Source organism: Sorangiineae bacterium MSr11367 (genome assembly GCA_037157805.1).
Classification (GTDB): domain Bacteria; phylum Myxococcota_A; class Polyangia; order Polyangiales; family Polyangiaceae; genus Pendulispora; species Pendulispora rubella.
This window is the reverse complement of sequence record CP089983.1, coordinates 8,629,703-8,651,545: the sequence shown is the minus strand read 5'-3', so window position 1 is coordinate 8,651,545 and position 21,843 is coordinate 8,629,703. Positions and strand designations below refer to the sequence as shown.

Here is a 21,843-nt window from a genome sequence, read left to right as displayed (position 1 = left end):
CACCGTTCATGAAACGCGGCGCCTACGGAGATGGCGAACGCAGTGCGACGCTGGGCGCGGAGTGGGCGTGCGTGGGAGATCTTCGCCCGGGGCGCTTCCATTTCGCACGTGCGGCAAGAACCCGATTGTACGGACGCCGACTGCGGACTGAAGCGCGTGCCCCGATCCGTGTCATGCGGGCATCGTGATTCTGCAGAGCGAGAACATCACGATAAGGGTGAAAAGCCCCGCGGAAAAATGTACGTAATGTGCAATCGCCGCGGCGGGTATTCGTATATTCAACTCGAAAAAGTCGTGGCTTTTCGGGACAATTCGAGGGACCTTACGGGCTGACGAAGTCCATCCCCCCGGCCATCAGGTAACGTGGAGGTTATTCTATGCCGTCGCCCTCCGAACCCGGGAGTGTGCCGACCGTCGTTGGCGTTCCAGCCCTTCCAGATCCTGTCGGCGAAAGCCGAAATCGGAATTCCGTTTCCGTCGTCGAGAACCATTCCGACCATACGGCCGTCACCCGGCTGGTGCCGCTCCTGAAACGGCTCGCCGTTGGCTCGAAGATTCCAACGTCTTTTCAAGCCGCGCATATCCGTGACGAGGGCGGCAGTACCGCCGTTACGCCGAGACACGAAATTCCCATCATCATCCTACCGCCTTCGTTCAAGGCGCAGGCGCAAGCACAAATGCGGGCTCGCGCGGGCATCGCGGGCGATGGCCCCGCGCTTCGGGGGGAGCCCGAAAAGGGATCGCGGTTCCTACGGCCGGTCATGGTCGGTTTGGCCCTTTTGGCGATGGTGACCGGGGCCGGCATTCTGGTGAAAAAGCAATTGGCGTCCAAAGCGAGTGGGGACGCTCCGCGTATTGCGCAGTCCGCGCCACGGGAGCAGCCCGCGGCGCAGCAGGCCGCGGTTGCGCCCGTCACGGAGGCGGTCCTGGAGCTGCCCTCGACGGCAGAACCCGCTGTCGAGCTTGTAGGCTGTAGTGTCGCGGGGAAGCCGAAAATCGTCGCGGCGCAAGCCCTCCTCGCACCGGGGGTCGAGGTTGCCGCGGCTGCGCGCGGGATCGTGATCGGATTTGCGCCCCGCCCCGTGCAGGCGGTCAGCGCGTTCGTCGATCCGACGACCCTCGCGGTGACGGCCAGCCGCGTAACGCATTCGCACGACGCCGTTCGACGGGTGACCCCCATTCCGACGCCCACGCCCACCGGCGCGGGGGCGTCGAAGAACCACCGGCCGAAGGTTGCCGTGTCCACCGATCGTCCCGGCGACGCCATGGCGATGCGCCGGACGTCTTCGGGCGCGACCCCCATCGATCTCGGAGTGGCCGGCGGTCAGCTCGTTTGGGCTCCGCACGATTCCGACGAGCTCAACGCCTTATGGCCTCTGGCGGGTGGCTCGCCCGTCGAAGGCCTGCGCGCCGTCCCGCTCGAGGCGCCGGCTCGGGGTTTCGCGATGGCGTTTCGCCGCGGCGGTTCGATCTGGACGGGGCTCATTTCGGCGAAAGGCAATCATCGCCTCTCACCATTGGGCAATTTGATGGAGAGCAAGGCCCTCGGTGTGGAGGTGGGCTCCCCCTCGATCGCCGTGAGCGGCGATACCGTGCTCGTAGCCTGGGCCGATCGCGCGGCGCGCAAGGACGCATGGGGCTTGCGCTACCGCACGTGGCGCATTCCTCGCGCGAACGAGCCCATGGCGGAGACGCCCGCCGCCACGTTCGAAGTCCCCGAAGGCGGATTGGGTGCACCGTACATGGCCCCCGCCGTCAGCGCCCTCGGCGCCGGCCGTTTCCTCCTCGTATGGACCGAGGGGCCAGCCTCCGGCCACCGCGTGCGCGGCCTCACCATCGACTCCGAAGGTCACCCTCGCGGCGCCCCCATCGTCATCTCCGACGAAGGCGAAAACGCGGGCCAAGCCCAAGCCGCCGTCCTTGCCGACGGCCACGGCATGGTCGCCTACCTCGCCGCCACGCCCCACGGATTCAAAGTCATGGGCACCTCCGTCACTTGCCGGTGACGTCGTAGAAGTAATATTCGGCGTTGTAGGGGATGCGCTTCTCGAAGCCTACGGAAGCCTCGTCGCAGCCGCCTTCGGGGGCTTTGCCGCCCGCGGTTGCGATGCGTTGAATGAACTTCGCTTGACCGAGGCTGCCGGTCCCTTCGTGGGATTTGGCCTGGAGGAGCAGCCACGGGATGGCATTCGGATCGGGGCTATCGGCTTTGGCCTTCATCTCGCCAACGACTTTGGTGCCCGATAGATCTTCCCACGTCGGTCCCGCATAGTGTTTGCCAATGCGTTTGCCCGACGCATCGAAGAGATCGGCTTCGGGTGCGACGAGGGTCCAGGCGAAGCTCGCCTTTCCCTCCGGGGGCGTCTTGCACATGTACCGCTGGACGCCCTCCGCGTGCGCTTTGAGCACAACGACCGCGCCTTCCGGTACGGCAATGGCCGGCGGTACGGTGGGGGCCTTCTCCGCGGCGGGCCTGCACGAGAACAACCCAGCCAAGAGCACCAAGGCGAGCAAGTCGGTGGCAGTGCGTCGTCGTATCGGCATCATCGTGGGGCGGAGGCTACCATACGTGGGGCGGCGAGCGAATGAATCCGAAATATTCGGATCATCGTGCCTTTCAAATGTTCGATACGCCTTGCGGTGCGAGCTTCATCATGAGCAGCACGGGCCAGCCAATGTACTTTTGCGCGCGCTCCGCCTTTGCGGCGATGCCAACATCCATGGTGTGCTCGGACAATGCGAGAAATGGCAAGTTGGCAATCTGCGCCGCGATCACGTAATCGCTCACCAGGTTGGTGCTCGCCTTGGGGCGTATTTCGACGCCCGTTCTCGGATCCGCGAAGCGCGCCTGCACACCGCGCAGCAGCATGGCTGGATGCATGACGGAGATGAGGATGAATCCGTCCTGCCTGCATATTCGCCCCAATTCGCGAAAGAGCGTGGGCAACTGCGCGGCGTGAAAATGATCGATCACCAGGCAACTAATGACGCGATCCATGCTTCGATCGGGGATGGGGAGTGGCATCCGGAGATCGTGCATGACGAAGTCGACCGAACAGCCTACCGCCTTTTCCTTCGCCCGCCCCATCATACCGCTCGAGAAATCCAGCGCCGTGACCTTGGCTCCCTCCCGTGCCAATCGAATGGCATGGCGTCCGGTCCCACAGCCAACGTCGGCCACCGAAAGACCGTGCACGTTTCCGAGCTGAAATTTGACTTCGGGTTCTTCGAGTAAGATGAGCGGATTTTGCTCGCTATCGTAGATTTCGGACCAGAGATCGTACCCTTCTCGGGTCGCCAAAACGCGAGGATTTACGTTCTCTGGGATCGTGAGCCATTGCGTGCCCGAACTGGTGTCGAACTTTCCAGTCATGCGTGAGTCGTCTTCCGTATTCGTGTCGATACTGACTCGAATCGACGAAAGCGACAATACGTCGATGTATCAATCGATGACGATTAACGCGCTAGCGCACGTTCTCGGCATTCGACTCACCGGACGATTCGGAGGCGCCGTTCTCCGGGGTGCGAAATGCGCTTTACTGAGTATGCGCAGATCACACCCCGGGTTACCGCATCATGGATTGCCGGGCTGGCGCAGCGTGGCGTCGGTCGCCGCGATGTATTCTTTTTTATTCACGGCGTCGCGCACGCTGAAATAGAGCCACCCGTCGGAGCGAAAGTGCGGGAAAAGGGCGAACTGCCCCGGCGCCATGCGTGTAACTCGCAGCTTTTGACCGGTGAGCATGTCGGCCACGTAGATGTCGCTCGCGTGCTTGTTCTTGTACGGTGCATACTCCGCGTCGGAAGCGAAATCCTCGCGCGTGAGGTAGTGGTACGTCACCAGGAAGCGCTCGTCGTACGAGAAGTTCGCCTTGTGACCCTTCATGCAAATACGACCGGCCTCCGCCAACGCGAATTCGTAGCCTGTCGCGGTCATGGTCGGCGTGACGCGGCGGATCATGTAGCCCTGCTGCGTTTTGTTGGCACCGGCCACGCGATTGGCGATCAAGCTCGAAGTGGGCGACATCATCGTGTCGCCCTCGAACGGCGTCAGGAGTGTCTTCGTTTCATGCAGTTCGTATTGATCCGAAGAGCCTTTGGTGACGAGAACTTGGATGGTCACTCCCACCTCGGCGCCTTGCTCCGGTGGCGGATCCGTCTCTCGCAAATTGCGGCCACCATCGTCGCCGACCCATTCGCTGAACACGACGAAACGATCGCGGAGGGCGTCGTCGCCGAGCGTCTGCCCCACGCTCTGGTAGAGACCGTGCGAACCCAGTTTGGAGCACTCTGGCTCGTTGAACGTGATCTGCGTCGTGCTCGCGCGTGTGAGCAGGCTCTGCTTGCAATACCCGGCGCCGTCGTCACCTTGGAAGAGAAATCCTTCGTTGTCCGGGTAGAAACTCGGATCGTAGCGGGCATTCACCCAAATGTCGCGCGTGGTGCCTTGCAGCGCCGCTCCGAGATCGACGACGACGGCGTTGTCTTTTCCGCCTTTCGAGACGCCGCTTCCCACGAAGCGTCCGTCGGCCGAGCTTCGGGTCCAGAAGCTTCCTTTGAATTCGAGCTCACGGAGGACGCGCACGGTGGTGCCCGGCGCGGCCCATGTTCTCGCGAATGTCGTGTCCTTAGCATTCGGGAAGACGTCCTTTCCGTCGCGCTTCTGCGAGAAGCACTCGAGCGGGCTGCCGGTGCTGCAGGCGAACATGGGAACCCGATTGTCGCGGTTGACCGCGCCCCACGCGGTCGTGCGCATCTTGCGCGCATGCTTGGTCAGCTCCGTGAAGTCGTCGATGCAGCTCGTGGGGCGCCCTCCATCGGGGAGAAGCTCGTCCAACTTGGGCAGCTTTCGCTCGACCCAGGTGACGACGGTCTCGTATTCGCTCGCGGTCAGGCGATCGAACCTCGGCTTGATGGGCATGAGCACGGCGTCGCGGAAACTGGCATAGTCGTCGTCACGGTCGTGGAAGAGCCCCGCGAGAAGTTTGCCCTGCGCGAGGGCGATCGGATGGCGTGTTGCATCGATCTGTGGACCCATACCAAGGTGCGCACCGCCCGCAAGGAAACCGATGCGCGTTGGCGAGAAGTTGGAAGCTGGATTGTTCGGATCGGCGCGAAGGCCATTCATGCGTGTGGCGACGGGCTGGGTGGTATCGCGAAGGACCGCCATGGTCGATTCGTAGTCCTCGGCCCAGCGCCGTATCCTGGCATTGTTTACGTCGTGGCAGCGGTTGCACTGGTCGTTGCGCTCGGCGACGCGGGCACCCAGAATGCGGAGCGACGTGCGCGCGAGCTCGTCGTCGCCCAGGGTCGAGGCCGCACGGAGCTCGGAGGTGACGACGCCACAAGTCTCGGTATCGTCACCGTTCGGGGTCGAGCCCGCCGAGCAGCCCATGGACAAGGAGAGAACGGGCCAAGCGACCCATCGGAGAGCAGACGGATTGTGGGGGGGCATCATGGGGTATTTCGTTCTCAAGGGCGTCCGCGTGGAACGTCGGCAAAGACACATTCGGGGCTGCTGGACGAGGCGCAATGGATGATGTGATCGGTGGCTTTCTTCCATTTCGAGCTCTCCCATTTCTGGGCATCCAGGCCATCGACGTTCGTGGGCATCCAGTGCGATTTGGCGAAGTCCGTGCTGTACGAAGACGTCATGTGCGCGAAGTACGCATCATTCGGATTGCTCAGTGTCCCCCAGGCGCTGAATTGCTTCATCATTCCTTGGCCCCCCGGCCCCGCGATGCGGTGGCAGCTCGTGCACGCCGCCGCCTCTTCGCTGACCAGCTGCTGTCCGATCTTCCAGCCCTGCGCATCCATGTTCACGACGCTGTAGGGCGCATCGAGCCAGCTAATGGGAAAGTCCGGCTGCTCGCCCATCTTGGGCACGATCGTCCTGCCGTTGGAACGCAGCGCACCATCGATCCACGGACTGTGCACGAAGGCGTCGGCCGCGTGGCAGCTCGTGGTGCAATAGCCTTTGGGCGAGCTCCATATGCTTTCGGACTTGGCACGATCGGCCGGGTGGGGGATCCGATCTCCGTGGTTGGCGGGACCAATGTCGTTTTGAAAGAAGCACGTTTTGCCCGTTTTGGGGTTGTGCCCAATCATGGCGATGTCACGGAACGTCTTCGTCCGCGACATCCCATCGAGCGTGGGGGCGTTGGCGGCGCGGCAGAGGAGCACCCAGTGGGTTCCCTTGTCGTTCTTGGCCGTGGTGACCGTCGGCCCCGGCTCGCATCCTTTGTTCAGGTATTGCGGCTTGTCGCATTTGTTGACGCAATAGTAGTTCTTGTTTTGGCTATCGACGTCCGCGACCGGCTTGGCAAAATCGCAATCGGGTTTTGGAGCATCCTCCACCGTGAGAGGAATCGGCTTGCCCTCCACCCCTTCGATGGCTCGGGTCCCCGTGCCGTCCGAGCCCTCGAAGTCTCGGCAGTCGAAGGTCTCGTACTCCCCGATCCCGCTCTTCTTCCGGAAGAACGGGATCTCGCCGAGCTCTTGCACGCAGCGCTCGGCGTACTTGATCATGCTTTGGATCGGCTCCGCCGCCGCCGCGCTCAGCGCACGCCGCGCCGGGCCGCCGGTGGGCGTCTCGGCCTCGTCCCGGGCCAGATCGATCACGTAGCCCAATGTTTTGTGCTGCTCGTCGCGGATCTGGCCATCCTTGAGGAGGCACGTTTCCACGATGGCGTTCGTGCCTTTGCGGAGTTCTTCGCGCATCGATTCGGTGAAGGGCCCGGTGACCCATGCTTCGGAGTCGAACCGTCTCGGCAGATCGAGTAATTCCTGGTCGACCTGCGGCCCATCGAACTGCAGGGCGTCACCCTGCGCGATGCCCTGCAGGGCGTTGCCATGGGTCGCGAGCTCGGTGCACGTCGACTCTCGGGGGACCGTGCCGCGCCGGACGCGCAAGAACAACTGCTCGTGCTCCTCGAGCGCACGGTTCAAACGCGCGCCCACGCGCTTGGTGCGTTCGTCGTACGTCAATTGCAGTATCGATGCGTTCGGCGAGTTCGCGGCCGGATTCCCTTCTTCCAGGGGCGAAGGCGGCGCGCTGCTTTCCGAGCAGCCGGCGAACCCAACGACGGCGGCGCCCAGCGCCGAGCACGCAAGCCCCAAATGGGAAAGTGACTTTTTTGATTGCACGATGGGAATACCTCCGCACAGGGCGGGTTACCGCCCTTGTCCGGCATTAGGACGCTGTGCGCGTTCGACTGGCGCAAAAAAATCCGCGCCCGCGGCAAACGAAATGCCAGCGGGCGGAGCCATGGTTCGAAAGCGCGTTTCCCTCGGCGCGGCGATGTTGTTCCGCACTACTCCCCTATTACGTGCAGTGTCCCGCCAACTCGGCGGTCGCCCCCTTGCAACGGGCGTTGGGCAGGCAATCGCGATCCTCGAAGCATCGGCCATCCTGCAGGACACAGTGACCTCGCCGGATCTTCGAGGTGTACGTTGGATCACGGAACGGCGCGCATTGGAGTCCTTCACCGCAAATCGGAGACATGCACTTCGCGCCCATGCCGTGAGACTTCGCACCGGGTGCGTGGCAAGCCTGCACGAGAAGCGCGATGCCAAATGCCGCTGCGAGAAATCGGACCATCAGAAGAGGATGGAACCCGCCAGCGACCGATGCGTTGAAAGAAATTCGTTTCGCCGATGACGATTTTGGGGTGCGCGTTCGAAAGGAGGGAACGGCGGCTTCGCATGGGTCGAAGGAGCTGTCGACATGTTCCGCGCTCTTCCTTCCCTAGCTTGTGTAGCTTCCGCCGTGCTCATGGCGTGCGGGACCATCGCCACCCCCACGGGCGGTGGGGGCGCAGGCGGCTCGGGGTCGGAGGAGGCGACGTCGTGCAGCTTCGGCGTGCTCACCGCATCGCCGGCATCGGGCTACGAGGAAATCGGCTCGGTCGATATGTCTCTGAATCCGCTGTGTCCCGAGTGCTCGTGGCCGCAAAGCCTCGCCGACTTCCGCGAGGCGGTGCGGCCGGAGGTATGCAAAGCCGGGGGCGACATGGTGCTCGCCGTCTCGAACGGCCTCGGTTACTACATCAAGGGTACAATCTTGCGGCGGGTCGAAACGCCACCGGCCCAAGCCGCCGCCGTCTCGACGGGATGCCAGTACGATACGCAGTGCAAAGGCGAGCGCCTATGCGTTGCCGGGCGGTGCGTGGAGCCCGCTGACGCCGGAGCGCCGGCTCCGTCTTCTTACGCGCACTGAATGCGTTCGAAGAACATGCTCGATGTAACAGGCGGACGGGCTGTGGGGTTGCGACAATAGGTTATTTCAAGATGGTTTTGAATCCCACGCAATGCGCAAATGGCAACGCGCGTCTCGGGGATTCCTCCGAGGCGCGCGTGCTCGTTGGGGCGAATTATTCGGAGTCGAAGGCGAAGCCCGAGACTTGCGGCTTGAACCAGCAGGTCGGGACGTTCTTGCCGTTGTAGCCCGGCGTGCCTGCCGCGGCGCTGGCGGGCAAGCAGCGGGTCTTGGCGGCCTCACGCTCGGCATTGGCGGAATTGCGGCCGCCGCTGGCATTGAGGCCCGGGATGGCGTTCAGGTTCGCCTGCACGGTGCAGAGGGCCCCCGTCATGTACGTGTCCAATCGGCATTGGGCGCGCGGGTGGGCGGTGTTGGTGCGGGTGACCACGGTGGTGTCGGGCGTGTTGTAGTTGGCCGTGGTGCCTCCCAGCGCGGCGAGAAGATCGGCCGCGGACTTTCCGGCCACGACGTTTCGATAGCAGAGGTCTTGCTCGGCGGTCGTCGCCCACTCGTCATCGCACTTGTCCTTCACGATTTGGGGCGCGGTGTTGCGGAAGGTGGCATTTTTCGCGGTCTCGCTGGCCCAGAGGCGGCGCGTACACGCTTGCGTGGCGTACCAGTCCGATTGGCCTTCGGCCGCGGCCCAGTCGGTGCCGCTGTAGAAGAAGTACCCGCCGAGGTGGTGCCCGAGCTCGTGGCAGAGGACGACGCCAAAGCCGTCGGACGTGACCTCGGCGCGGCGCGCGAGGCCGCCGTACATGTTGACGGTCCACGTGGTTCCACTGCGAGAGGCGTTTGCGTTGACCGTGTTGTTGGTCCAAAGCGCGTTGATCACCAACCGGCCACCCAGCGCGGAAACGATGGGGTTGTAGACGGTTCGCGTTGCCGCAATGACCCGATTGAACTCGGTCTCCGTGATGCCGGTGGGGGCCAAGAGATTGTCCTCTTGGTCCAGGTTGTTGTCGGGCATGAACGAAATTTCCCGCGCCGACCCGCCGGGGAGTCCGGTGGCTGTCGTACTAACGAGCCCGAGTCCAACGACCGCAACCACGCCAGCCAAGCCACGAAATACGTTCTTGTCCATTGCAATCTCCTTGATGTCGATTTGCTGCGCGAGCAAACTTCGGATTGTCGGAGGCCGATGGCTCAGTCGCCACTCTCACTGACGGGAGCGATTGCACCTGGCCCGACGGGTTACGTGGGCGCGGTGACTTTGATCGTTTGGTGCTCTGGGGTCAAGCTCGAAGAATCATTTGTCGCGATTGCACAATTCGATGTGCTTGCGCAGCAATACTACATTGACATGCCACCCAATCGCGCTCGGGAACGCAGTGCGGCAATGTCGCGCGACACGGATATGATCAATGCCGCACTCTGATTTGCGCGCATCGCGCTAATCGACCCACTTTTTGGCTCAACCGGTTCAACGCACCGGGTACGTCAATGCCATATTGTGTGCAATGGAGTCATGCGGTCGCGGTGGTGTTTTTGGAACACCGCATCACCACGCGGATACGAAACAGTCTACCGCTTCGACGCGCGCACGTTCTGGAGGACCTCCTCCGCGCGTGGGTCGTTGCTCCAGAGCGTCGCGCGAAGGTCGCCGCAGTACCAAAGTTTCTCGACGATTTCTGTCAAGTTTTCGCTCGTCCGTGCGCAAATCCACCAATCCGCCTGATCTTCTCCGTCCCAGAGAAGAAGGCGCGTTTCGCCGTGTTCGAAACGGTACTGAATATCGCCGGGCCAGCCCCGTGTGGTCGTTCGTTCGGTGAAATTTCGCCGCAGAAATGCCAAATCGTCGCTCCGCAATGGCAAATCCTGAGCTTGAATCACCATTCGCGCGTGCGGCGTCGTATCGGCGAGGATCTCCGCGTGGTCCCAGATCTGGCACTCGATGAATGATGAAAATGTCTCCGCACAGGGCTGCCATTCGTAATCAGGATCGCACGCGACGAGCACCGGCGGATCGTCCGATCGACCGAGCTGGACGGCCCAAACGCATACACCTTGATTCTCGACCATGAAGATGAGGAGACCTTCGGCCACACAGTCGGTGGGGTCGTCCCAAGGCCCATCCAATGACGCGCCAAGCCGCACAATGGGGACGGGATTGTCGCAATTGCTATTACGTTGCAATAACTCGATACCGCCTAGCATGCCGTACCACTCGACAAAAGAAGCGGGCAGCGAAATACCGAGTTTCTGCTCCCGGGCCACGAGGGCCGCCATGGCCGCGTCATCGCTCATGTACGCGACGCCAAGCCGTCGAAGAGCCTCTCCGTGAAATGAGTGGACCATGCCGGCTTAGAGCGTTCTCCGTGCGTTTCCTTTGCGATGGCCGGAGCATGGCGCTTCTTTTGAAGTATGGAGCGCCGGCTTCCACCTTCGCTTACGAGAGCAACCCGTGGCTTCTTGCGCGGTGCTAGAAAGTTGCACAAGGGCAAGGTTCAGGCGGCGCATTTTGGGGAGAAACGATGGCGGTGTCTGCAACGTCCAAGATAGGGAAGTATGCAGATGCGTAGAGGGGAGCGGGTCCGGGTCAAGGCTGCGGGCCACGGGCGAGGGGAGCGCGTTGGGGAAGTCGTCGAGGTGCTCGGCGAGAACGGCGAGCCTCCCTACTGGGTGAGGTTCGACGACGGGCACGAGGCCCTCGTAGCGCCGAGGTTGGACTTCGACAGCCGGGACGGTGGCTAGAACATCGGATCGGCACGCGGAGCGCGCTGAAATTTACGGCGAACGAAACGGACGCGGCAGCCCGTGCATCGGAGGTTTGTCCCTGACGACCCTCGAGGCAAGAGCGCTCTTCCTCGGGGGTCCAGGGGGGACCAACGCGCGGTTGGCAACGCATCGTGGCCATTCAGGGGCTCAAACCTTGGACCGAATGTACCGAAACTCCTGCGTCGCCCCGCCGAAGCCATAGGCATCGGCCGATACCTCCTGGACGTAAATGTAACTCTCTTCGTGGAGCGGTCCGAGAAGCTTGTCGAAGCCCGCGAAGCACTCGGCGATGTAATTCGCTTTTTCGTCTTTGGTATTCGTACCGTCCACCACCTTGATGTCGAAGTAGAAACTGTTCTTGCCTTGCGCGGCCAAGGTCGCGCCGCCCACAATCCAGTTCTCCGGCGGTACGTAGTCGATGACGATGGCCGTGAGTTCACGCTTCTTGCGCAAGATGCGAACCGTGTGCTCGAGCAGCATCTCCGAAATGGCGTGGGTCAGGGCAGGGCTCGCGGGTTGGCTGACTTTGACGTTGAGAATGGGCATGGCGATCTCCGTGGATGAAATAATTAGCTATGCAACTATATGGCGAAAAAAAAAGACGCTACTTGAGAGCCGAGCACACGTTGCGGACCTTGCGAACGGTATCGTCGAAGTGCTCCTTGCCGATTTCGCGCTGGATGCGTTGTGTGACCTGACCACTTGCCGCATTGAGCTCGGTCTGGATCTTTTTGGCGGCCACCGTGGGATGCACCTCCCAATGGCGCGCGTCGAACGCGGCCTGGCGCCGCTCGACGAAGCCTAGGCCTTGCAGCCCGTCGAGCAGACGCGTGGCCGTTGGGCGCGCGATGGTCAACTCGGACGCCAGCTCGTGGGGCGACAAGCCGGGCCGGGAAAGGACCAATCGAAGCAGGAAGGCCTGCGGCGGTGTCAGGCCAAACGGTTTGAACGCCGCTGCCCACTCCCGCTCGACCACGCGCGCCAGCGCGGTCGTGTTGAAGTACAGGCAGTGTTCGAACATGAGGAACAGCGTAGCGCAATTGGTTAGCTATGCAATCAATTTTTCGGCCCGGCCAGGACGATACGAACCCCGCCGCAAGTCCTCGAGAACCGAAGGCCCTTTGGGAGCCCATCCCAAGAGCAAACGCGCCATGGGGGCCGTCACCGTTTGCGTGAGCGCCAGCGCGTCCGCGAAGGGCCCCATCGATTCGCGGGCGCGTTCGAGCGGCCACTCCGCCACGTGGCCAGGAATGCCGGCGGCATCGCTCGCGGCGCGCGCAACATCGCCGACCGAGAGCTTCTCGTCGCTGGCGGCCGTGAGGATGGTGCCGGCGGGGGCGCGCTCCAACGCGCGCACGTAGAGATCGGCCAGATCTTCCACGTGGACGAACGACCAACGCGTGGAGCTCGGGCCGACGTGGCGCACGATGCCATCGCGCCGGCCGCCCGCGACCAGCATGCCCGGAATGCCGCCCCCGCGCCCGTACACGATGGTGGGGCGAATGATCACCGCGCGAACATTTCGCTCGCGCGCGGCGGCGAGGATTTCGTTCTCCACCGGGACCCGCCACGCGACCAGGGCCGCCGGTGCGACGGGCGAGGTCTCGTCCACCGAGGTTTCTCCCGTGTTTCCGTAGACCCAGCAGCCGCTCGTGTAGATGAAGAGCTTGCCCGTGCCGTAGAGGCCGGCGAGGATGGCACGTACGGCGAGGAGGTCCGTCTCCCCGGCGTCGGGGCCGTTGGTGGAGGCCGTGTGGATGACGGCATCGGCGCGCCGTGCGGCGTTCTCGAGGACCAGGGGATCGCGGAGACTTCCCTCGACGACGGCGCGCCCTCGCGCCCGCTGCTCGGTTACTTTTTCCAGTCGATGCACCAGGGGCCTCACGCGATGACCCTTCTCTTCGAGGTCGTCCGCCACGGCGGCGCCGATGTAGCCCGTAGCCCCGGTCAGAAATACGTTCATGGAGTTCCTCTCTCGATGTCGCGGGAGAAACCCTAGGGACCGGTATGGGGTGAGTCCAAACCATAGAATGAATCTCACTTATCTACCGTGTCGATAATGAGATGATACTATCGTCTCGATGAATATTTCGGCCATCGATTTGAACTTGCTCACGGTTCTCGATGCGCTCATCAAAGAGCGAAACGTGACACGGGCGGCGCGCCGCGTGGGCCTCTCGCAGTCGGCCACGAGTTCGGCGCTGGGCAGGCTCCGTGTGCTCTTCGACGATCCGCTGTTCGTGCGTACGCGCGATGGCATGGTGCCTACCAAACGAACGCTCGCCATGAGCGGCCGCCTCGAAGCGATGCTCGACGGGGTGCGCGCGCTCCTCGCCGGCTCCGAGTTCGATCCGAAGAGCGCATCGCTGACGTGGAATGTCGTCACCAGCGACTACACGCAGGTGCTGCTCGTGCCGGACCTCGTTCGAGAGTTGGCCTCGAGTGCGCCGGGCGTGACCGTGCGCGTGCAGCCGCTCGTTTCGGACGTGGCCGAACACCTCGTCTCCGGCGATGCCGACGTGGTGTTGGCCCCCTTCGTACGCGCAGCTTCGGGTCTACGCATCGCCCCGTTGTTTCGGGATACGATGACCTGCATGGTCCGCCGGGGCCACCCGTTGGCCAAGAAGAAGAGGCCCACGGTGCGCGACTACATATCCTATGGTCACGTGCTCGTTTCCCCGCAAGGTCGGGGGCCCGCGATGATGGACACGGTGCTGGCCGAACGCGGCATGTCTCGACGGGTCGCGGCCATCGTGCCGCACTTTCTCATCGCCCCCGAGGTCATTGCGAATTCCGACTTCGTGACCGCGATTCCCACGCGCGCGGCCAAGCGGGCAGCTGCCGATGGACGCTTCCACCTCTTTGCGCCGCCGCTGCCCACGCCGCAACTCGACATGTCGTTGGTCTGGCACGTGCGCTCGCACGACGATCCGCTGCACCGCTGGCTGCGGCAGGCCCTCATCGAACTGACCCGTGCCATCCTTGCGGGATGAGTCGTCGAACGCGCCGAATCGTTGCCCTAGCACCGGGGTATTTCGAACTGGGGCGAATGCGACCCGCGCTCGGGAGTGGATACAGCTCAAGTTCGAATTAATCGCACTGCACGGGTTGCTCTCGATTCCAAAACAGGACAAGCATCGTTATTCGGTTTTCCACTTCGGAGCGCGGAGGTGAGCCATGTTGGAAATGCCAAAGATCAGGACGGTCGTCGTTACGGAGCGGGGTGCCGAGCGGCCACGACGCGGACCGATGTGAGCATGCTCGGGCCGCGCTGATGAGCCGAAGGGCCACTTGCGCCTCGAAAAAAGGAAACCATGTTGCTGCACGGAGGCGACTCGATCGCTGCGCACGCGCGCGCAGCGACCTCGGGGAACCTTCGTCCAATCTCGAAGAAACGTAATTACGAAAGGGGCGGATAAATGAAAAATCCTATTTTGCAGTCCAACCCTCTGGGGTCGGTCGCGCAGGGAGTGAAGGGAATCGCGCAGGATGTGCGAGGGGCGTCGGCGCAAGTCGTGGCCCAGATGCTCTCGCCGCTGACGAGGTTCCAGCACGCGTTCTTCGAATCGTGCCTGGCGCCCGACGGCCTCCCTCCGGGCTCGCAGGATCCCTTTGCCGAGACGGCCGAGACGGTGCGCAAACCGCCGCCGGGCACGAACCCCGTCGTCCTCATTCACGGAACGTGGGCGAATCGTTACAATACGTGGAAGACGCTCTCGCCCGAACTCCAGAATGCGGGATTTGCTCTCTTTGCCATCAACTATGGCGATACGGGGACATTCCCCAAAGTCATCAAAGGATACGCTGATATTCGGGAATCTGCGAAGGAATTGGCGCTGTTCGTCGACGAAGTTTTGAAGAAGACGGGGGCCAAGAAGGTCGACTTGGTAGGCCACTCGCAGGGCGGAGGGCTCATGCCGCGCTGGTACCTCAAGTTCTTGGGAGGGAGCGAAAAGGTCGATAAATTGATTGGGATCGCGCCGAGTAACCACGGTTGCACGGGTCGAGGGATCGGAACGCTATGCCACGCGATCATCACCCTGCTTGGGGTTCAGGGATACGCGACCGAAGGCATTTCCTTGATGTCCGGTCAGGCAGGACTCCAGCAGTCGTTCGAAGGATCGCAAAACTTGAATCTGGAACTGGACCGAGATGGTGACACGGAGGCGGGGGTCAATTACACCGTGTTGGCGTCACTCCACGACGAGGTGGTGACGCCTTGGAAGAATGCGTACTTGAACCCACGCACCGGGCACCAGGCGGTCAACTATTGCCTCCAAGAATACAAAGGATACAAGTTCGATTTGACCGCGCACCTGGGCTCTCCGAACCATCCCGTCACGGCGGAAATCGTGAAACGCGCACTTTTGGGGAAGCCATGCGATACCACGAGCGTGGTCGTTCCCAACGTGCCACCGCTCATCACGCCGTGAGGCAAATGTAACCGTCTCGCTGTGTCGGCGCGCCGAATCGTGGGCCGTGAAGCGGCGCGCCGGCGACGGGGGTCAAATGGCGGCCAAATCGTTCCACGCGTCGAGCAGGTCGGGTGCCCAGCACGCCGCCGGAAGGAGCGCGACTTCGTCGAGCGCATCGCAAACGAGCAAGGGCAGGAGGTGCGCGGCCAGTCGCGGCACCGGGAGGTGAAGCCGGTAGGGGAGCAGGGCCGAAAGGAACAGCGGGCGTCCCTGGCTCAGTGCAGGTGGCACGGGAAGCGAGAAGCAGCGTTCGCTCTCCGCACGCAGGAAGCTGGCCAGCTTGTCGAGATCTTCGTCGACGGGCTCCAGGCTGCGAAGTGCATAGATCTCGTGGCTGGCGCGTTCGAGCTCGTCCGCTTCGACCAGGAGGTTCGGATCGCGCGGGTGGACGACGAGGCCCGGCGACGTCCCGGCACCGAGTCGGAACATGGCGACGTTGGCCATCACCAGGTAACCCATGACGATATGACCTTCGTTGAGGAGGCGTGGATGCAGCCGATGGGCGGCGGCCAAGGGATCGCCTTCCCCGAGCCACGCCGGGGCGGCCACGGGCAAGGACACGGAACGGGGAGGCGCCCCGAAGCGGGTGCGCGTGGCGTGCAAAAGGCGCGACATTTTCAGGGCCTCGCGATCATGGTGCGGACGTACAGGGCAAGAATGGCGATGGCCAGGACGAGGCCGAAGAAGGCCATCTCGGTCAAAGCGAGGCGGCTATCCGTGTCGACCCACCGGACCAGCAGGACGAGCACGAAGAGGACGAAGATCCAGCCTTTTTTCAAAAAGTGAATCCATGGAACGTGGCCATCGAAGAGAGCTCCGAATTGACCGTGCGCTACCAAATGAAAGCGCGCCCGTCGCGCGACGTCGGAGACGAAGGTACGCGTTTGCGGGGTCTCGGTCAGCGCGCGGATAGCGCCCCGCGCCAGTGTGATCTTCTCGTATTTGTCCGAGATCGAGCAGGTTTGCACCTCGACCAGCGCCCGGGCGAGATGGGCGACCTGTCGCGCAATGGCCGGGTAGGCTCGTTCATCGACGCCTTCTTCGACATCGGCGTCGATGGCCGCCAAAAGGGATTTCGCCTGGGAGGTTCGTCGGGCGATGGCCTCTTCGAACGCGAGCCACGCGCGATGGCCCGCGAGGCCTTCCGAGCCCTCGTGCTGCACGGCGGAGCGGCTCACCGCGAGCGCGTTTCCGTGAAATCCGAGCCCGTGGAATGCGAGCACCAAATCGTGCAACCGCTCCGGTGATGCCATCGCGCGCGCGCGCCAGCCCCTGGACCAGAGGAGCGCCCGAAAAAGGAACCCGTGTGCGATCAAGGGGGCGAATGCGGCGCTCCAACCGACGTCGTCCGCACGAAGCCAGTCGCGATGCGCTTGCAGCTGCGGGACGATCTGGTGAGGCGGATACTCGCCGAGGAGATCGCAAAAGGCCTGGGCGGCATTCCGCCCGGCGCTGCTCGATGCCGGAAGGAGGGTCATGCGTTCCGCCACCGCGAGCCCTCGACGCCACGCCTGCGTGCGCATCCAGAGACGCACCGCAGCGGCGTTGACGTCGCCGCCCGAGACCACGGTTTCGTCGAGCACCCGGTTGGCCTCTGGGCCGAGTCCCATCGAGAGCAGCGTGCTGTACGCCGCGCCGACCATGCTTGGCCGCGCCCGGGGATTTCCGCATGCACTGCGAAAGCGCGCCAGCGCATCGGCATCGTCGCCGCGCGCGATGGCCGCACGAACTTCGCAGGTCAGGAGCCGCTCCTCGGGCACGCCGGCGCGCAGCAGCCCCAGCGCAAACGATGCCGCATCGAGATCGCCATCTTCAACACCGATGTAGAACACGGTGAGCGCCATCTGCAGGTGCGTGGGATCTTCCTCCAGCGCGCGCCGCATGGCCGCCTTGGCCTCCTGGCGCTTTCCCATACCCAGCAGGGCTTGCCCGAGCCGCGCCTGAACCCCCGGCTCCAACGGCGCGATGGCGGCCAGCTTTTTGGCGGAATGAAGCGCATTCCGGTGCGCCCGCAACTCGAGCCGCGCGTCGATGAGCCAGCGCCACGCGCCCGTCAGCGAGGGCTCCTCGCGGAGCACGTTGCGAAGCTCCTTGATGCCTCGAATCTTGTCCCCGGCCACGAGGCGGACCCACGCCGCGCGCGCCCGAAGCGACGCCGGTACCTGCGTTTCCTTCGCCTGCGGGCTGCACATCCGCAACGCGTCGTCGGTGCGTCCCACCAGGGCGAGAATCCGCGCCGATTCGTCGCGCAGTGCGAGGGCTCCGGGCATGCGCTCGCGGGCTGCTTGCAACACCGTGCCCGCTTCGTCGGACGCACCGTTGAACGCGAGAAAGGAAGCATGCGTCGTTTGCGCGCGCGTGTTGTACGGGTGTTCGTGCGCGATGCGGCGCACCACCTCATGGACGCGCGTCCCCTCTTCTGCGGAGAACCCCGCGAACTCCTGCACGGCATCCCACGCGGCTTCGCATTCCAGATCGCGCGCGAGAACGCGGGCCAGTTCGTCCACGGCCGCCCGCACCTCGCCCCGGCGGGCCCGCACACGCGCCGCGTGCAAGACGACCGCGGGATCGAAACTCGAGCGATGGCATGCTTGCGCGAGCACGGCATCGAGTCGATCGCGGTCACCCCGAGCCTCGAGCGCTTCGCTCAGCCGAAGCACCGCGGTCGCATTTTTGGGCCCCAGTTCCACCGCGCGCTCGAGCGCGGCCAGCTTGCGGTCACCCTCCCAGACGCACGCGGCCTCCAGGTGAATGCCGTCCACATGAGGAAAGCGCGCCAAGGCTTCTTCGGCCAACTCGCCCGCCTTCGACGGCGACGTGGCGAGCGCATGGCGCACCGAGAGACCCCACACGGCGGCCGCGTCGGAGCGGCGCTCGCGGAGGCCATCGAGGAGCTCGGCGAGCATGTCGTGCGGGAGGTGCAGCCTCGCCATGTCGTAAAGGACGGCAAACGTCGCGTTGGCCACCGCGCCTGCGGCGGTTACCTGAAAGAGCTCGCGCAAGAGAGCCTCGCGTTCGTCCACGGGGGTCAGCAGCACCAAGCGCGAAATGGCCGGCGGCGCATCGGCGTCGATGTCGAGCCCTGCGCGGTAGGCGGCGCGTGCTTCCTCGTGACGGCCCATCTTCTCCGCGATCGTCGCGCGCGTGAGCTCGAGCGCGAGCGAACGTGGTTCCAACGTGGCGGCATGTTCGACGGTGTCGCGCGCTTCGTCCCACCGTTGCCGTTGGGCCAGCGCCAGGGCGAGCTCTCGATGCGCCCATGCATCGTTGGGCTCCGTCGCGAGCCGCTTTCGGATCGCACGTTCGCGCTGCTCCGGAGCGGTATCGCGAAGCCACTCGAGAAGAAGGTGCGCCGTGGGAACGTGGTGCGGAAAGCGTGTCAGGTGCGCGCGAAGGTGCTCGATGGCCGCGTCCCACCCGCGCGTGCGCTGGAGCAATGTGGTCAGTGTGACGTGCGCCTCCACGTCGAGCGGTGCCAACTTCGCGAGCTCCTCCCAGCGTGCGACTTGCTCCTCGGCTGGCGTGCCGAGGCTCGCCGAGGTCAACGCGGCGGAGCGAAGCCACGAGACGCGATCCGTCTTCCCCCGCGCGCGCTCGAGGGCGGCGCGTGCCTCGTCACCCCGGCCCAAGTTCGCGTGGTGGCGTGCCGCCGCCAAGGCGGCATCGCCATCGTCGGGCCGGCTCTTTTCGGCAGCTTCGAGCACGCGCAGCGCCTCGGCGGGCTCTTGGCCCTGCTCGAGGAGCTCGGCCAGGAGCACCGCCGGTTCGGTCGAACGGAGCCCGAAGCGGGCGACGCGCTCGCGAAGCATCTGCAGCGCTTCGTGGGATCGCCCTGCGCGTTGTGTGGCCAGCACGTAATTCCGAACCCGCGCATCGTCGGTGGGGTCGACGCAGGCGGCCAAGCGAAAGCGATGAACGGCGCACGCCGTTCGTCCCTCGGCCCACGCCATTTGGCCCAGCAAGCCAAGAGCCTCGGCCGATTCCCCATGCTGGGTGAGCACGTCCCGAAGCGCCCGACGCGCCCGGCCGTATTCGCGGGAATCCGCGGCCAGCTCGACGGCCAAGCGCAATGGAAACGCCGGCGACGTGCTGCAGGCCAGGGTCGCTTCGGTGAGGCGAGCGATCCGCTCGGTGCGTGCTTCGAGCGTGCTCGAGGTGAGGGCCACGTCGAAGCGCGCGAGGTCGTTCGTCGGGTCGAGGGCGAAGGCTTCCTTGGCCATCCCGAGCAGCTCGGCGACATTGCCATCGTAGTTCGCCAAGGCCCGGCGCGCCGCGCGGGTGAGCCGATGGCCCGGAGCCGCGTCCCGCATGCGCGTGCATACCGTGTGCGCCGCATCGCGCTCGTGCTTCGAGAGCGCACGTTCCAACAGGTGAAGCTCGTCGTAAAGGGCCGCATCGGGGAGGGCGATCCCTTCGAGCCGGCCCGAGAGCTCGGACGGAACGAGGACCATCGCGCGCGGGCCGCTATGGCGGAATCGCTCGAGAAAGGATTCGGCGTCCACGTGCAGCGGCAGGGGAATCGTCGGGTCGCGCAGCACCAGACTGCGGTCGCTCGCGTCGTAGCCCATGACGGCTTGCGCGTGCCCGGAGCCGGGAACGAACGTGGAGAGCTGGAAGGGGAGGTCGCGATCCAGAAGAGCGCACGCCGTTTCCCAGGTCAGGGTGAATTCGCGCGCGACGAATCCGCGCTCCTCGGCCCACGCGCGTTCGGCATGGGCCGGTGTGCCCGCGTAACAGATGCGATCGGCCACCTCGACATGCTCGGCGGGACGCTCGAAAAATGTGCACAGTGCACTGATCGTCGCCGGCGCGCAGGTGAGGTGATGCTGCCGGACGAAGGGCACGTCGAGCCGGCGCTTCGGTGCATCGACCCCGCCCGATCCGCGCGCGCGGCGCTCCGCTTCGTCGAGCACGTGTTGGAGCGCCGAGGCCACCTCGGGTTCGGCCAAGGGACTGAGCTCGACCCATCGCCGGGCGGCGCGAACGGCTTCGGCGTGGTCCTCGAGCGAGGTGGCCACCATGTACGCCATCCGGGCCACGTCGGAGGCCTGCATCGCGTCGAGCGCACCTGCGAGAAGGGCCAGGGTCTCGTTGGGGCGGCCGGATAGAGCAAGAAGGTGCGCCGTGCAGAGCAGGAGGCGCCGGTGCTGCGGATGCTCCCGGCGTGCCGTCTGCGCGAGCTCGAGGCCTTCCTCGAGGCGATCCATGCGTTCCAGCCAGTGGGCACGCGCGAAAAGCCAATCCGGATTGGCCTCCCCCTCGAGCGTGGCCCAGCGCGCGAACCCGGCCTCGGCGGCGACGAAATCGCGGTACGCGATGTTCATCAGGACCTCGAGCTCGAGCGCGTCGGCCTGCGGGATGACCCCGGCATCGTCTGCGAGGGGCACGTCGCGGAGCGACTCGAGCACGGCCCAAGACCCACGCAGATCCCCGCGGATGTTCTCGACCGCGACGCGCGCCCAAGGATCGCCCGGCTTGCGCCGATAGGTGGAGAGGAAAAGCCGCCGCGCGCGCTTTGGAGCCCCGAGGTGATGCACGAGGCGCGCCCCGATGACGCTCTCTCGTCCGGCCGGAAGCTCTTCCGGCGCACCCCGCTCCCCCAGCGCCGCGTAAGCATCGAGAAAGAGCGCCCGATCGTAGAGGAAGGCCACGCGCTCGAGGCTTTGGTTGGACATGCCGATGTAAGATCGACCCTCCCCGCGCGATGGTTTCGCGAATATTCGTTGGCCCCGTCGGAGCTCGCTTGCGCTAGGGCACGAGCAAGCGACGGTACGTGTCGAAGACCAGTTTCACGTGTGCGGTCAAGTCGTCTTGGGTGACGTTGGTGCGGCGGGACGCGATGATGGTGTCGAAGGCTTGGTCGCTCGCCTCGAGAAGGGTGACCAAGTCGTCGGCGCTTAGATCGCTGCGGACGCAGCCGAGAGCCTGCCCTCCGTCGATGATGCTTCGGTAATAGGCCCGGGCGCGCTGCTGGAGGGCGAGCAGGCGGGGGTTGCGGCGCTGCGTGTCGCCGATGTGCGCCGAGATCTGGAGGAGCTCCGTGGGGGTGTCGGTACCTTCCATCCACTGCTGCAGGAATTTCTCCACGGAGGGCCAGAAGCGTGCGCGGCTCACCTTCGCGAAATCGGGTACGGGAATGCGCGAAAACAAGGTTTCGGCTGCGCTCTCCAGCACGGTGGCGAACAGATCCTCCTTGTCCTCGAAACAGTAATAGTACGAACCCTTGGAGAGGCCTGCGGCCGCCAGAATCTCGTTGAGCGATGCGCCGTCGAAACCGCGTTCGGCGAACTGCTTGGTGGCCACCCTCAAGAGCGTTTCCCGCGTCTCCTGGGGCAGGTTGAGAAATCGCTGGCCGTTCATAGACTGGCAGTTTAGACTACCGGTCTAAAT

General features: G+C 64.2%; 17 protein-coding genes. 5 read left to right on the top strand and 12 right to left on the bottom strand.

All coding sequences use genetic code 11. The features are described 5' to 3' along the window. Positions 1–677: 677 nt before the first annotated feature. Positions 678–2,006 (top strand): hypothetical protein, encoded by a 1,329-nt coding sequence (locus LVJ94_33320; GenBank protein ID WXB01785.1) that lies wholly within the window; start codon positions 678–680, stop codon positions 2,004–2,006. Here the strand turns inward: LVJ94_33320 and LVJ94_33315 are convergent. The 4 genes from LVJ94_33315 to LVJ94_33300 form a co-directional block, all read right to left on the bottom strand. Continuing rightward, complete coding sequence (locus tag LVJ94_33315; GenBank protein ID WXB01784.1) at positions 1,993–2,547, bottom strand: DUF3455 domain-containing protein; 555 nt, start codon at positions 2,545–2,547, stop codon at positions 1,993–1,995. The two genes, LVJ94_33320 and LVJ94_33315, sit on opposite strands and share 14 nt — an antisense overlap. A gap of 70 nt (positions 2,548–2,617) precedes the next feature. Next, entirely contained in the window at positions 2,618–3,373 is a 756-nt protein-coding gene (locus LVJ94_33310; protein WXB01783.1) for a methyltransferase domain-containing protein, read from the bottom strand. A 201-nt stretch (positions 3,374–3,574) separates the two neighbouring features. After that, positions 3,575–5,458 (bottom strand): hypothetical protein, encoded by a 1,884-nt coding sequence (locus LVJ94_33305; protein WXB01782.1) that lies wholly within the window; start codon positions 5,456–5,458, stop codon positions 3,575–3,577. A gap of 14 nt (positions 5,459–5,472) precedes the next feature. Next, the gene (locus tag LVJ94_33300) at positions 5,473–7,146 is read right to left on the bottom strand and encodes a hypothetical protein (GenBank protein WXB01781.1); all 1,674 of its coding nucleotides are present in this window, start codon (positions 7,144–7,146) and stop codon (positions 5,473–5,475) included. A 580-nt stretch (positions 7,147–7,726) separates the two neighbouring features. On the opposite strand from LVJ94_33300, the gene LVJ94_33295 reads away from it, so the two are divergent. Next, positions 7,727–8,218 carry a hypothetical protein gene (locus LVJ94_33295; protein ID WXB01780.1) on the top strand — a complete coding sequence of 164 codons (492 nt, stop codon included), beginning with the start codon at positions 7,727–7,729 and terminating at the stop codon, positions 8,216–8,218. 154 nt (positions 8,219–8,372) lie between these two features. Here the strand turns inward: LVJ94_33295 and LVJ94_33290 are convergent, their stop codons facing one another. Together LVJ94_33290 and LVJ94_33285 are read right to left on the bottom strand one after the other, a co-directional pair. After that, complete coding sequence (locus tag LVJ94_33290; GenBank protein ID WXB01779.1) at positions 8,373–9,344, bottom strand: hypothetical protein; 972 nt, start codon at positions 9,342–9,344, stop codon at positions 8,373–8,375. 440 nt (positions 9,345–9,784) lie between these two features. After that, positions 9,785–10,507: an SMI1/KNR4 family protein gene (locus LVJ94_33285; GenBank protein WXB01778.1), complete on the bottom strand. Its 723-nt coding sequence runs from the start codon at positions 10,505–10,507 to the stop codon at positions 9,785–9,787. A gap of 261 nt (positions 10,508–10,768) precedes the next feature. On the opposite strand from LVJ94_33285, the gene LVJ94_33280 reads away from it, so the two are divergent. After that, entirely contained in the window at positions 10,769–10,954 is a 186-nt protein-coding gene (locus tag LVJ94_33280) for a DUF1918 domain-containing protein (protein WXB01777.1), read from the top strand. Between the two features lie 171 nt (positions 10,955–11,125). Here the strand turns inward: LVJ94_33280 and LVJ94_33275 are convergent, their stop codons facing one another. The 3 genes from LVJ94_33275 to LVJ94_33265 are packed head-to-tail and all read right to left on the bottom strand — an operon-like array spanning position 11,126 to position 12,941. Beyond that, a complete protein-coding gene (locus tag LVJ94_33275) occupies positions 11,126–11,524 on the bottom strand; it encodes a 4-oxalocrotonate tautomerase family protein (protein ID WXB01776.1) in 399 nt (132 codons plus the stop codon). 58 nt (positions 11,525–11,582) lie between these two features. Next, the gene (locus LVJ94_33270) at positions 11,583–11,999 is read right to left on the bottom strand and encodes a MarR family transcriptional regulator (GenBank protein ID WXB01775.1); all 417 of its coding nucleotides are present in this window, start codon (positions 11,997–11,999) and stop codon (positions 11,583–11,585) included. Between the two features lie 27 nt (positions 12,000–12,026). Further along, entirely contained in the window at positions 12,027–12,941 is a 915-nt protein-coding gene (locus LVJ94_33265) for an NAD-dependent epimerase/dehydratase family protein (protein ID WXB01774.1), read from the bottom strand. A 118-nt stretch (positions 12,942–13,059) separates the two neighbouring features. Between LVJ94_33265 and LVJ94_33260 the strand changes: the two genes are divergently transcribed. Both LVJ94_33260 and LVJ94_33255 read left to right on the top strand, forming a co-directional pair. Beyond that, the gene (locus LVJ94_33260; protein ID WXB01773.1) at positions 13,060–13,971 is read left to right on the top strand and encodes a LysR family transcriptional regulator; all 912 of its coding nucleotides are present in this window, start codon (positions 13,060–13,062) and stop codon (positions 13,969–13,971) included. A 426-nt stretch (positions 13,972–14,397) separates the two neighbouring features. Next, positions 14,398–15,411 (top strand): lipase family protein, encoded by a 1,014-nt coding sequence (locus LVJ94_33255; protein ID WXB01772.1) that lies wholly within the window; start codon positions 14,398–14,400, stop codon positions 15,409–15,411. 72 nt (positions 15,412–15,483) lie between these two features. On the opposite strand, the gene LVJ94_33250 is transcribed toward LVJ94_33255, so the two are convergent. The 3 genes from LVJ94_33250 to LVJ94_33240 all read right to left on the bottom strand — a co-directional run bounded on the left by LVJ94_33250 (position 15,484) and on the right by LVJ94_33240 (position 21,813). Beyond that, entirely contained in the window at positions 15,484–16,068 is a 585-nt protein-coding gene (locus LVJ94_33250) for a hypothetical protein (protein ID WXB01771.1), read from the bottom strand. 2 nt (positions 16,069–16,070) lie between these two features. Next, positions 16,071–21,128 carry a hypothetical protein gene (locus LVJ94_33245; protein ID WXB01770.1) on the bottom strand — a complete coding sequence of 1,686 codons (5,058 nt, stop codon included), beginning with the start codon at positions 21,126–21,128 and terminating at the stop codon, positions 16,071–16,073. Between the two features lie 73 nt (positions 21,129–21,201). After that, the gene (locus LVJ94_33240; protein ID WXB01769.1) at positions 21,202–21,813 is read right to left on the bottom strand and encodes a TetR/AcrR family transcriptional regulator; all 612 of its coding nucleotides are present in this window, start codon (positions 21,811–21,813) and stop codon (positions 21,202–21,204) included. Positions 21,814–21,843: the final 30 nt, after the last annotated feature.